At 66.0% G+C, this 12,158-nt stretch carries 11 protein-coding genes; all 11 read left to right on the top strand.

The features are described 5' to 3' along the window. Positions 1-868: 868 nt before the first annotated feature. A complete protein-coding gene (locus DK254_RS03375) occupies positions 869-1,282 on the top strand; it encodes an NADH-quinone oxidoreductase subunit A (protein WP_009623254.1) in 414 nt (137 codons plus the stop codon). Between the two features lie 10 nt (positions 1,283-1,292). Beyond that, on the top strand, positions 1,293-1,970 hold the full coding sequence (locus DK254_RS03370; protein WP_089394801.1) for an NADH-quinone oxidoreductase subunit B family protein: 678 nt from the start codon (positions 1,293-1,295) through the stop codon (positions 1,968-1,970). Between the two features lie 59 nt (positions 1,971-2,029). Next, positions 2,030-3,811, top strand: coding sequence for an NADH-quinone oxidoreductase subunit C/D (gene nuoC / locus DK254_RS03365; protein WP_109932209.1), 1,782 nt, complete (start codon positions 2,030-2,032; stop codon positions 3,809-3,811). 2 nt (positions 3,812-3,813) lie between these two features. Further along, positions 3,814-4,308 carry an NADH-quinone oxidoreductase subunit NuoE gene (gene nuoE, locus DK254_RS03360; RefSeq protein ID WP_109932207.1) on the top strand — a complete coding sequence of 165 codons (495 nt, stop codon included), beginning with the start codon at positions 3,814-3,816 and terminating at the stop codon, positions 4,306-4,308. After that, a complete protein-coding gene (gene nuoF / locus DK254_RS03355; RefSeq protein WP_109932205.1) occupies positions 4,305-5,654 on the top strand; it encodes an NADH-quinone oxidoreductase subunit NuoF in 1,350 nt (449 codons plus the stop codon). Before nuoE ends, nuoF begins: the two co-directional genes overlap by 4 nt. A 129-nt stretch (positions 5,655-5,783) precedes the next feature. Continuing rightward, positions 5,784-8,498, top strand: coding sequence for an NADH-quinone oxidoreductase subunit NuoG (gene nuoG, locus DK254_RS03350; RefSeq protein ID WP_109932203.1), 2,715 nt, complete (start codon positions 5,784-5,786; stop codon positions 8,496-8,498). Continuing rightward, the gene (nuoH, locus tag DK254_RS03345; RefSeq protein WP_109932201.1) at positions 8,495-9,487 is read left to right on the top strand and encodes an NADH-quinone oxidoreductase subunit NuoH; all 993 of its coding nucleotides are present in this window, start codon (positions 8,495-8,497) and stop codon (positions 9,485-9,487) included. The genes nuoG and nuoH overlap by 4 nt, the downstream gene beginning before the upstream one ends. Before the next feature lie 11 nt (positions 9,488-9,498). Further along, positions 9,499-10,047 carry an NADH-quinone oxidoreductase subunit NuoI gene (gene nuoI / locus DK254_RS03340; RefSeq protein WP_089394807.1) on the top strand — a complete coding sequence of 183 codons (549 nt, stop codon included), beginning with the start codon at positions 9,499-9,501 and terminating at the stop codon, positions 10,045-10,047. An 11-nt stretch (positions 10,048-10,058) separates the two neighbouring features. Next, positions 10,059-10,559 (top strand): NADH-quinone oxidoreductase subunit J, encoded by a 501-nt coding sequence (gene nuoJ, locus DK254_RS03335; RefSeq protein WP_089394808.1) that lies wholly within the window; start codon positions 10,059-10,061, stop codon positions 10,557-10,559. Between the two features lie 4 nt (positions 10,560-10,563). Further along, positions 10,564-10,872 (top strand): NADH-quinone oxidoreductase subunit NuoK, encoded by a 309-nt coding sequence (gene nuoK / locus DK254_RS03330; RefSeq protein ID WP_043253249.1) that lies wholly within the window; start codon positions 10,564-10,566, stop codon positions 10,870-10,872. Next, the coding region (gene nuoL / locus DK254_RS03325) for an NADH-quinone oxidoreductase subunit L (protein WP_109932958.1) at positions 10,869-12,158 on the top strand (1,290 nt) is incomplete at its 3' end. The genes nuoK and nuoL, both read left to right, overlap by 4 nt.

Here is a 12,158-nt window from a genome sequence, read left to right as displayed (position 1 = left end):
GACGTGCTGTCGGGGCGGGCCTCCGTGGCGGGGGAGTTCGCGAGGGTAGCCCGGCTCCATCGGGCCCGTATGCGGGGCAAGCCTTTTTGGTTCCTTTTTGCGGGGGTGGCCTTCCACCGTTTGACAAAAGTGACTCGCCCGAGGGGGCGAAACAAGAGACATCAACGCACTCGGAGCGGCGCGCTACACCAAGCCCAACCCCAAAGAAGTCTCTGGGTTCCCGCGTTCGCGGGAATGACGAGGTTGAGGGCGGAGTGCGAATCCAAGGTTCGCAAGCAAGCTCACTCCTACGCCGCCCCACCCGCACCACATCCCTGTAGGAGCGCGCCCTGCGCACGAAATCGCGGACGGAGTCCGCTCCTACGGGCCCGCTGTGAGGCACGGCGCGCCCCTGCGCGCCATCCGCGCCGCGCCCCGCCGCGCCGCGCCCCGCAACGGATCATTGGGAAATTCCCGACGACAATTGACGCCCATAAACCCATAAAACGGCCGACAATAAAAAGTACGACGCCTATATGTAGTAAAGTTACGGATAAACGACACCGCGAATGATAATATTTATCATTTATAGAGCAACAGAAATACTTTCTTCTTATCTGCAAAAGTGCCATTCGACCAAAGCCTCACCCGCGCCAGCCCAGGCGCGGAGCGGCCTGCAGCCGCGGGCCGGACAAAAATGCAAAAGGCTTTTGCCGGATTTGGAAGCATCTGTTTGTGTTAGAAAAATTTACTTGCCGGAGGCTTTGGGCATAAAATTGGAAAGATCACTCGAACCCTTAGCTCGCTATCTTGAGCCCTAGGTTCATGCAGACGGGCGAATGCCCGGAATCCAAGACCACCGCTAATTTTTGTAGGAAGGAGTATCGGCATGCCCAACCCAGCTGAACTTGCAGCTCAACACTGGGGACTCGCCGCCTTCCTTCTAGGCGTGGTCGGCCTGCTGGCCTTCATGCTAGGGGTTTCCTCGCTGCTGGGCAGCAAGGCATTTGGTCGCAGCAAGAACGAGCCCTTCGAATCCGGCATCGTTCCCACCGGCAGCGCACGCCTGCGCCTGTCGGCAAAATTCTATCTGGTCGCGATGCTCTTCGTGATCTTCGACGTCGAAGCCCTCTTCCTCTTCGCCTGGTCCGTGTCCGTCCGTGAAAGCGGTTGGGCCGGTCTGGTCGAGGCCACCATTTTCATTGCAATTCTGTTGGCAGGTCTTGTCTATCTATGGCGGGTCGGCGCGCTCGATTGGGCGCCGGCGGCTCGTCGCGAGCGGCAGGCGAAGCTAAAACAATGAGGCTTTGGCGATGCAATACAAACTTACCCGGATCGACCCCGATGCGGCCAACGATCAGTACCCGATCGGCCAGCGCGAAACGGTAGACGACCCCCTCGTAGAGGGGCAGGTCCACAAGAACATCTTCATGGGCAAGCTCGAGGATGTTCTCAACGGCGCCGTCAACTGGGGTCGCAAGAACTCGCTGTGGCCCTACAACTTCGGCCTGTCCTGCTGCTACGTGGAGATGACCACGGCGTTCACCGCGCCGCACGACATCGCCCGTTTCGGCGCCGAAGTGATTCGTGCGTCGCCGCGCCAGGCGGACTTCATGGTCATCGCCGGCACCTGCTTCATCAAGATGGCCCCGGTCATCCAGCGCCTGTACGAGCAGATGCTGGAACCCAAGTGGGTGATCTCCATGGGCTCGTGCGCCAACTCCGGCGGCATGTACGACATCTACTCGGTGGTCCAGGGGGTCGACAAGTTCCTCCCCGTGGACGTCTACATCCCCGGCTGCCCGCCCCGCCCCGAGGCGTTCCTGCAAGGCCTGATGCTGCTGCAGGAATCCATCGGCCAGGAGCGTCGCCCGTTGTCCTGGGTGGTTGGCGATCAAGGCATCTACCGTGCCGAAATGCCTGCCCAGAAGGACCTCAAGCGCGAACAGCGCATTGCGGTCACCAACCTGCGCAGCCCCGACGAAGTGTGAAGCGGACCTCCACGAGAGGCCCTTCTTCACTCCACCGTTGACCGATAGCGACCGAGACCATGACCGCAGACTCCGCTCTGTACATCCCGCCTTACAAGGCGGACGACCAAGACATAGTCGTCGAACTGAATTCCCGCTTTGGCGCCGAGACCTTCACCGTCCAGGCCACCCGCACCGGCATGCCGGTCCTGTGGGTGAGCCGCGAGAAGCTGATCGACGTCCTCACCTTCCTGCGCAACGTACCCAAGCCCTACGTGATGCTCTACGACCTCCACGGGGTCGACGAGCGCCTGCGCACCCACCGCCGCGGCCTGCCGGGCGCAGACTTCAGCGTGTTCTACCACCTGATGTCGCTCGAGCGTAACAGTGACGTGATGATCAAGGTGGCCTTGTCCGAAGGCGACCTCAACCTGCCCACCGCCACCCGTATCTGGCCGAACGCCAACTGGTACGAGCGTGAGGTCTGGGACATGTACGGCATCCACTTCAACGGCCATCCGCACCTGGTCCGTATGCTGATGCCGCCGACCTGGCAGGGCCACCCGCTGCGCAAGGACTACCCGGCGCGCGCCACCGAGTTCGACCCCTACTCCCTCTCCGTCGCCAAGCAGGAGCTGGAGCAGGAGGCCCTGCGCTTCAAGCCCGAGGACTGGGGCATGAAGCGCCACGGCGAGAACGAGGACTTCATGTTCCTCAACCTCGGCCCGAACCACCCGTCCGCCCACGGTGCCTTCCGCATCATCCTGCAGCTCGACGGCGAGGAAATCCTCGACTGCGTGCCGGAGATCGGCTACCACCACCGCGGCGCCGAGAAGATGGCCGAGCGCCAGTCCTGGCACAGCTTCATCCCCTACACCGACCGCATCGACTACCTCGGCGGGGTGATGAACAACCTGCCGTACGTGCTCTCGGTGGAGAAGCTCGCCGGCATCAAGGTGCCGCAGCGCGTCGACGTCATCCGCATCATGATGTCGGAGTTCTTCCGCATCCTGAACCACCTGCTGTACCTGGGCACCTACATCCAGGACGTGGGCGCCATGACCCCGGTGTTCTTCACCTTCACCGACCGCCAGCGCGCCTACAAGGTGGTCGAGGCCATCACCGGCTTCCGCCTGCACCCGGCCTGGTACCGCATCGGCGGCGTCGCCCACGACCTGCCGCGCGGCTGGGACAAGCTGGTCCGCGAATTCCTCGACTGGATGCCCAAGCGCCTCAACGAGTACGAGAAGGCCGCCCTGCAGAACAGCATCCTGCGCGGCCGTACCATCGGCGTTGCGCAGTACAACACCAAGGAAGCCCTCGAGTGGGGCACCACCGGCGCCGGCCTGCGCGCCACCGGTTGCGACTTCGACCTGCGCAAGGCCCGCCCCTACTCCGGCTACGAGAACTTCGAGTTCGAAGTGCCGCTGGCGGCCAACGGCGACGCCTACGACCGCTGCATGGTCAAGATGGGCGAGATGCGCCAGAGCCTGCGCATCATCGAGCAGTGCCTGAACAACATGCCCGAAGGCCCGTACAAGGCCGACCACCCGCTGACCACGCCGCCGCCCAAAGAGCGCACGCTGCAGCACATCGAGACGCTGATCACCCACTTCCTGCAGGTTTCCTGGGGCCCGGTCATGCCGGCCAACGAAGCCTTCCAGATGGTCGAAGCGACCAAGGGCATCAACAGCTACTACCTGACGAGCGATGGCAGCACCATGAGCTACCGGACCCGCATCCGCACGCCCAGCTTCGCGCACCTGCAACAGATTCCGTCGGTCATCAACGGCAGCATGATCGCCGACCTGATCGCCTATCTGGGCAGCATCGACTTCGTTATGGCTGACGTGGACCGCTGATCATGAGCACCATCATCCAGACTGACCGTTTCGCCCTGAGCGAAACCGAGCGCTCGGCCATCGAGCACGAACTGCACCACTACGAGGACTCCCGCGCGGCGTCCATCGAAGCCCTGAAGATCGTCCAGAAGGAACGTGGCTGGGTGCCGGACGGCGCCATTCCGGCGATCGCCGAGATCCTCGGCATCCCCGACAGCGACGTCGAGGGCGTGGCCACCTTCTACAGCCAGATCTTCCGCCAGCCGGTGGGCCGCCACATCATCCGCGTGTGCGACAGCATGGTCTGCTACATCGGCGGCCACGAGTCCGTGGTCGGCGAGATCCAGAAGCAGCTGGGCATCAGCCTCGGCCAGACCACCGCCGATGGTCGCTTCACCCTGCTGCCGGTGTGCTGCCTGGGCAACTGCGACAAGGCCCCGGCGCTGATGATCGACGACGATACCCACGGCAACCTCGAGCCGTCGGCGGTCGCCAAACTGCTGGAGGCCTACGCATGACCGTCCTCACCTCCTACGGCACGCCCAACCGCACCGCGCGCGCCGCGGAAACCCACCCGCTGACCTGGCGCCTGCGTGACGACGGCGCCCCGGTCTGGCTGGAGGAATACCAGGCCAAGAACGGCTATGCCGCCGCGCGCAAGGCGCTGGCCGAGATGGCCGCCGACGACATCGTCCAGACCGTCAAGGACTCCGGCCTCAAGGGCCGCGGCGGTGCGGGCTTCCCCACCGGCGTGAAGTGGGGCCTGATGCCCAAGGACGAATCCCTCAACATCCGCTACCTGCTGTGCAACGCGGACGAGATGGAGCCCAACACCTGGAAGGACCGCATGCTCATGGAGCAGCTGCCGCACCTGCTGGTGGAAGGCATGCTGATCTCCGCGCGGGCGCTGAAGGCCTACCGCGGCTACATCTTCCTGCGTGGCGAGTACGTCGACGCGGCGCGCAACCTCAACCGCGCCATCGACGAAGCCAAGGCCGCGGGCCTGCTGGGCAAGAACATCCTCGGCAGCGGCTTCGACTTCGAGCTGTTCGTCCACACCGGCGCCGGCCGCTACATCTGCGGCGAAGAAACCGCGCTGATCAACTCCCTGGAAGGCCGCCGCGCCAACCCGCGCTCCAAGCCGCCGTTCCCGGCCGCCGTCGGCGTGTGGGGCAAGCCGACCTGCGTCAACAACGTCGAGACCCTGTGCAACGTCCCGGCCATCGTCGCCAACGGCGTCGAGTGGTACAAGGGCCTGGCGCGCCCGGGCAGCGAAGACATGGGCACCAAGCTCATGGGCTTCTCCGGCAAGGTGCAGAACCCCGGCATCTGGGAACTGCCCTTCGGCATCCCGGTGCGCGAGGTCTTCGAGGACTACGCCGGCGGCATGCGCGAGGGCTACAAGCTCAAGGCCTGGCAGCCCGGCGGCGCCGGCACCGGCTTCCTGCTCCCCGAGCACCTGGACGCCCTGTTCTACGCCGGCGGCATCGCCAAGGTCGGCACCCGCATGGGCACCGGTCTGGCCATGGCGGTGGACGACAGCATCAACATGGTCTCGCTGCTGCGCAACATGGAAGAGTTCTTCGCCCGCGAGTCGTGCGGCTGGTGCACCCCGTGCCGCGACGGCCTGCCGTGGAGCGTGAAGCTCCTGCGCGCGCTGGAACGTGGCGAAGGCCAGCCCGGCGACCTCGAGACCCTCGAGCAGCTGGTCAACTTCCTCGGCCCCGGCAAGACCTTCTGCGCCCACGCACCGGGCGCCGTCGAACCGCTGGGCAGTGCCTTGAAATATTTCCGTCCCGAGTTCGAAGCGGGCGTCTCCCGCCAGGCTCAGGCCGCGCCGCAACCGCAACGCGTCGGCGCGTAAAGCTTTGGATGCCGGGCCCGCGGGCCCGGCGATGCTCCGTCGTAGCGCCGCGGCTCGCCGCCGGCCCGACGGAGCCGTGATTTCCCTTAGCCAAGCCCGCTGACAACGGGCCAACGAAGAACTTGAACCATGGCCACTATCCACGTAGACGGCAAGACGTTAGAAGTCGATGGGGCGGACAACCTGTTGCAGGCCTGCCTGTCCCTCGGACTCGACATCCCCTACTTCTGCTGGCACCCGGCGCTCGGTAGCGTCGGCGCCTGCCGGCAGTGCGCGGTCAAGCAGTACACCGACGAGAACGACAAGCGTGGTCGCCTCGTCATGTCCTGCATGACCCCCGCCACCGACAACACCTGGATCTCCATCGAGGACGAGGAGGCCAAGGCCTTCCGCGAAAGCGTCGTCGAATGGCTGATGACCAACCACCCGCACGACTGCCCGGTGTGCGAGGAAGGCGGCCACTGCCACCTGCAGGACATGACGGTGATGACCGGCCACAACAAGCGCCGGTACCGCTTCACCAAGCGCACCCACCAGAACCAGGAGCTCGGCCCGTTCATCGCCCACGAGATGAACCGCTGCATCGCCTGCTACCGCTGCGTGCGCTACTACAAGGACTACGCCGGCGGCACCGACCTGGGCGTCTACGGCGCGCACGACAACGTGTACTTCGGCCGCATCGAGGACGGCGTGCTGGAGAGCGAGTTCTCCGGCAACCTGACCGAGGTCTGCCCGACCGGCGTGTTCACCGACAAGACCCACTCCGAGCGCTACAACCGCAAGTGGGACATGCAGTTCGCCCCGAGCATCTGCCATGGCTGCTCCAGCGGCTGCAACATCAGCCCCGGTGAGCGCTACGGCGAGATCCGCCGCATCGAGAACCGCTACAACGGCTCGGTGAACCACTACTTCCTCTGCGACCGCGGCCGCTTCGGCTACGGCTACGTCAACCGCGAGGACCGCCCGCGCCAACCGATGCTGGTGCTGAGCAAGCAGAAGCTGAGCCTGGACGGCGCCCTCGACCAGGCCGCCGCCCTGCTCAAGGGCCGCAAGGTGATCGGCATCGGCTCGCCGCGCGCCAGCCTGGAAAGCAACTACGCGCTGTCCGAGCTGGTCGGCGCCGGCAACTTCTACAGCGGCATCGCCGCCGACGAGCTGCAGCGCCTGCGCCTGGTGCTCAAGGTCATGCAGGACGGCCCGCTGCCCTCCCCCACCATCCGCGACATGGAAGACCATGACGCGGTCTTCGTGCTCGGCGAGGACCTGACCCAGACCGCCGCCCGCATCGCCCTGGCCCTGCGCCAGTCGGTGAAGGGCAAGGGCGAGGACATGGCCGCCGCGATGAAGATCCAGCCGTGGCTCGACGCCGCGGTGAAGACCATCGCCCAGCACGAGAAGAACCCGCTGTTCATCGCCAGCCTGGCCGAGACCCGCCTGGACGACGTCGCCGCCGAGTGCGTGCACGCCGCCCCCGAGGACCTGGCCCGCCTGGGCTTCGCCGTGGCCCACGCGATCGACCCGAGCGCCCCGGCCGTGGCCGGCCTGGAGCCCGAGGCGCAGGCCCTGGCCCAGCGCATCGCCGACGCCCTGGTGGCCGCCAAGCGCCCGCTGGTGGTATCCGGCGTATCGCTGCGCAGCAACGCCCTGATCGAAGCCGCGGCGAACATCGCCAGCGCCCTGAAGCAGCGCGAGAAGAACGGCTCGCTGAGCCTGGTGGTCCCGGAAGCCAACAGCCTGGGCCTGGCCCTCTTCGGCGGCGAATCCGTCGAAGCCGCGCTGGAACAGCTGACCTCCGGCGCCGCCGACGCCGTGGTGGTGCTGGAGAACGACCTGTACCGCCGCGCCGACGCCGCCAAGGTGGACGCCGCCCTGGCCGCCGCCAGGCTGGTGATCGTCGCCGACCACCAGAGCACCGCGACCGCCGCCAAGGCGCACATCGTCCTGCCGGCCGCCAGCTTCGCCGAGGGCGACGGCACCCTGGTCAGCCAGGAAGGCCGCGCCCAGCGCTTCTTCCAGGTGTTCGACCCGACCTACTACAATGCCGACAACCTGGTCCGCGAAGGCTGGCGCTGGCTGCACGCCCTGCACAGCACCCTCGAGGGCAAGCACGTCGACTGGACGCAGCTGGACCACGTGATCGACGCCGTGGTCGCCGCCAAGCCGCAACTGGCCGGCATCCGCGACGCCGCGCCGAACGCCGCGTTCCGCATCAAGGGCCTGAAGCTGGCGCGCGAGCCGCACCGCTACTCCGGGCGTACCGCCATGCGCGCCAACATCAACGTCAGCGAGCCGCGCACGCCGCAGGACATCGACAGCGCGTTCGCCTTCTCCATGGAAGGCTACTCCGGCAGCACCGAGCCGCGTCAGCAGATTCCCTTCGCCTGGTCCCCGGGCTGGAACTCGCCGCAGGCCTGGAACAAGTTCCAGGACGAGGTCGGCGGCCACCTGCGCGCCGGTGACCCGGGCGTGCGCCTGATCGAGGCCAAGGGCGAGGCCCTGTGGTTCAGCGACGTACCGGCGCCGTTCCACACCCCGGCCAGCCAGTTCAAGGTGGTGCCCTTCTACCACCTGTTCGGCAGCGAGGAGAACAGCTCCCGCGCCGCCCCGGTGCAGGAACGCATCCCGGCGACCTACGTGGCCCTGGGCCGCGAGGAGGCCGAGCGCCTGGGCCTGGCCGAAGGCAAGCTGCTGCGCCTGAAGGTCGCCGGCCACGAGCTGCGCCTGCCGCTGCGCATCAGCGAAGAGCTGGGCGCGGGCCTGGTCGCCCTGCCGGCCGGCCTGGCCGGTATCCCCGCCGGTGTGTTCGGCGGTGTCGCTGAAGGTCTGCAGGAGGCTGCCCAATGAGCTGGCTGACACCCGCCATCGTCGACATCATCATCGAGGTCATCAAGGCCATCGTCATCCTGCTCGCCGTGGTCGTCTGCGGTGCGCTGCTGAGCTGGGTCGAGCGCCGCCTACTGGGTCTCTGGCAGGACCGCTACGGTCCCAACCGGGTCGGCCCGTTCGGCGCCTTCCAGCTCGGCGCGGACATGATCAAGATGTTCTTCAAGGAAGACTGGACGCCGCCGTTCGCCGACAAGATGATCTTCACCCTCGCCCCGGTCATCGCCATGGGCGCGCTGCTGATCGCCTTCGTGATCATCCCGATCACCCCCACCTGGGGCGTCGCGGACCTGAACATCGGCATCCTGTTCTTCTTCGCCATGGCCGGCCTGACCGTGTACGCGGTGCTCTTCGCCGGCTGGTCGAGCAACAACAAGTTCGCCCTGCTCGGCAGCCTGCGCGCCTCGGCCCAGACCATCTCCTACGAGGTGTTCCTGGCCCTGTCGCTGATGGGCATCGTGGCCCAGGTCGGCTCGTTCAGCATGCGCGACATCGTCGAATACCAGGCCCAGCACCTGTGGTTCATCATTCCGCAGTTCTTCGGCTTCTGCACCTTCATCATCGCCGGCGTCGCCGTGACCCACCGTCACCCGTTCGACCAGCCCGAAGCCGAGCAGGAACTGGCCGACGGCTACCACATCGAGTACGCCGGGATGAAATGGGGCATGTTCTTCGTCGGCGAGTACATCGGCATCGTGCTGATCTCGGCGCTGCTGGTGACGCTGTTCTTCGGTGGCTGGCACGGCCCGTTCGGCCTGCTGCCGCAGATCCCGTTCATCTGGTTCGCCCTGAAGACCTCCTTCTTCATCATGCTGTTCATCCTGATCCGCGCCTCGCTGCCGCGCCCGCGCTATGACCAGGTGATGGCCTTCAGCTGGAAGGTCTGCCTTCCGCTGACCCTGATCAACCTGCTGGTGACCGGCGCCTGTGTGCTGGCCGCGGCCCAGTAAGGAGAACCACCATGATCAAAGAAATCCTGCACATCGTGCATGGCACCTACACCCAGCTGCGCAGCCTGGTGATGATCTTCGGCCATGCCTTCCGCAAGCGTGACACCCTGCAGTACCCGGAAGAGCCCGTGTACCTGCCGCCGCGCTACCGCGGCCGCATCGTCCTCACCCGCGACCCCGACGGCGAGGAGCGCTGCGTGGCCTGCAACCTGTGCGCCGTAGCCTGCCCGGTCGGCTGCATCTCGCTGCAGAAGGCCGAGACCGACGACGGCCGCTGGTACCCCGAGTTCTTCCGCATCAACTTCTCCCGCTGCATCTTCTGCGGCCTGTGCGAGGAAGCCTGCCCGACCACCGCGATCCAGCTGACGCCGGATTTCGAGATGGGCGAGTTCAAGCGCCAGGACCTGGTGTACGAGAAGGAAGACCTGCTGATCTCCGGCCCCGGCAAGAACCCGGACTACAACTTCTACCGCGTCGCCGGCATGGCCATCGCCGGCAAGCCCAAGGGCAGCGCGCAGAACGAGGCCGAACCGATCAACGTCAAGAGCCTGCTGCCGTAAGGAGACGTCGCGTGGAATTCGCTTTCTACTTCGCCGCCGGCGTCGCCGTGCTGGCAACCCTGCGGGTCATCACCAACAGCAACCCGGTGCATGCCCTGCTCTACCTCATCGTTTCGCTGCTCGCCGTGTCGATGACCTTCTTCAGCCTCGGCGCCCCGTTCGCCGCGGCCCTGGAGATCATCGTCTACGCCGGCGCGATCATGGTGCTGTTCGTCTTCGTGGTGATGATGCTCAACCTGGGCCCGGCGATCGCCGAGCAGGAGCGCAAGTGGCTCAAGCCCGGGGTCTGGATCGGCCCGGGCGTGCTCTCCGCCGTCCTGCTGGTCGAACTGCTGCTGGTCCTGTCGCGCAACCCCAGCGGTGCCGGCATCGGCCACACCACCGTGGACGCCAAGGCCGTGGGCATCAGCCTGTTCGGCCCCTACCTGCTGGTCGTCGAACTGGCCTCGATGCTGCTGCTGGCGGCACTGGTCGCCGCCTTCCACCTCGGCCGCCACGACGCGAAGGAATAACACCATGAATGCAATCCCCCTGGAACACGGGCTGGCACTCTCCGGCGTGCTGTTCTGCCTCGGGCTGGCCGGCCTGATGGTCCGGCGCAACATCCTGTTCGTTCTGATGAGCCTGGAAGTGATGATGAACGCCGCCGCGCTGGCCTTCGTGGTCGCCGGCAGCCGCTGGGGCCAACCCGACGGCCAGGTGATGTTCATCCTGGTGCTCAGCCTGGCCGCGGCCGAGGCGAGCATCGGTCTGGCGATCCTGCTGCAACTGTATCGCCGCTTCCATACCCTCGATGTCGACGCTGCCAGCGAGATGCGCGGATGAACCTGCTGCCCCTCACTTTCCTGTTCCCCCTGGTCGGCTTCCTGCTGCTGTCTTTCTCCCGCGGCAAGTGGTCGGAAAATCTCTCCGCGCTGGTCGGCGTCGGCTCGGTCGGCCTGTCCGCGCTGTCCGCCTTCTGGGCGATCTGGAGCTTCCACAGCGCCCCGCCGGAAGGCGGCGCCTACACCCTGGTGCTCTGGCAGTGGATGAACGTCGACGGCTTCGCGCCGAACTTCGCCCTGTACCTGGACGGCCTGTCGGTCACCATGCTCGGCGTGGTCACCGGCGTCGGCTTCCTGATCCACCTGTTCGCCAGCTGGTACATGCGCGGTGAAGCCGGCTACTCGCGCTTCTTCGCCTACACCAACCTGTTCATCGCCAGCATGCTGTTCCTGGTGCTGGGCGACAACCTGCTGTTCCTGTACTTCGGCTGGGAAGGCGTGGGCCTGTGCTCCTACCTGCTGATCGGCTTCTACTACAGCCACGTACCGAACGGCAACGCGGCGCTGAAGGCCTTCATCGTCACCCGCGTGGGCGACGTGTTCATGGCCTTCGGCCTGTTCATCCTGTTCCAGCAGCTGGGCACCCTGAACATCCAGGAACTGCTGGTGCTGGCGCCGCAGCACTTCGCCCAGGGCGACCTGTGGGTGAGCCTGGCGGCCCTGGCGCTGCTCGGCGGCGCGGTCGGCAAGTCCGCCCAGCTGCCGCTGCAGACCTGGCTGGCGGATGCGATGGCCGGCCCCACCCCGGTTTCCGCACTGATCCACGCGGCGACCATGGTGACCGCGGGCGTGTACCTGATCGCCCGCTGCCACGGCATCTTCACCCTGGCTCCGAACGTGCTGGAGCTGGTCGGCGTGGTCGGTGCCGTCACCCTGGTCCTGGCCGGCTTCGCCGCCCTGGTGCAGACCGACATCAAGCGCATCCTCGCCTACTCGACCATGAGCCAGATCGGCTACATGTTCCTGGCCCTGGGCGTCGGCGCCTGGGACGCGGCGATCTTCCACCTGATGACCCACGCCTTCTTCAAGGCCCTGCTGTTCCTCGCCTCCGGTGCGGTGATCGTCGCCTGCCACCACGAGCAGAACATCTTCAAGATGGGCGGCCTGTGGAAGAAGCTGCCGCTGGCCTACGCCAGCTTCATCGTCGGTGGTTCGGCCCTGGCCGCCCTGCCGCTGCTGACCGCCGGCTTCTACTCCAAGGACGAGATCCTCTGGGAAGCCTTCGCCAGCGGTCACCAGAACCTGCTGATCGCCGGCCTGGTGGGCGCCTTCCTGACCTCGATCTAC

The sequence above is a fragment of the Pseudomonas sp. RW407 genome, from assembly GCF_003176655.1.
Classification (GTDB): Bacteria; Pseudomonadota; Gammaproteobacteria; order Pseudomonadales; family Pseudomonadaceae; genus Pseudomonas; species Pseudomonas delhiensis.
This window is presented reverse-complemented; position numbering and strand designations above follow the sequence as displayed.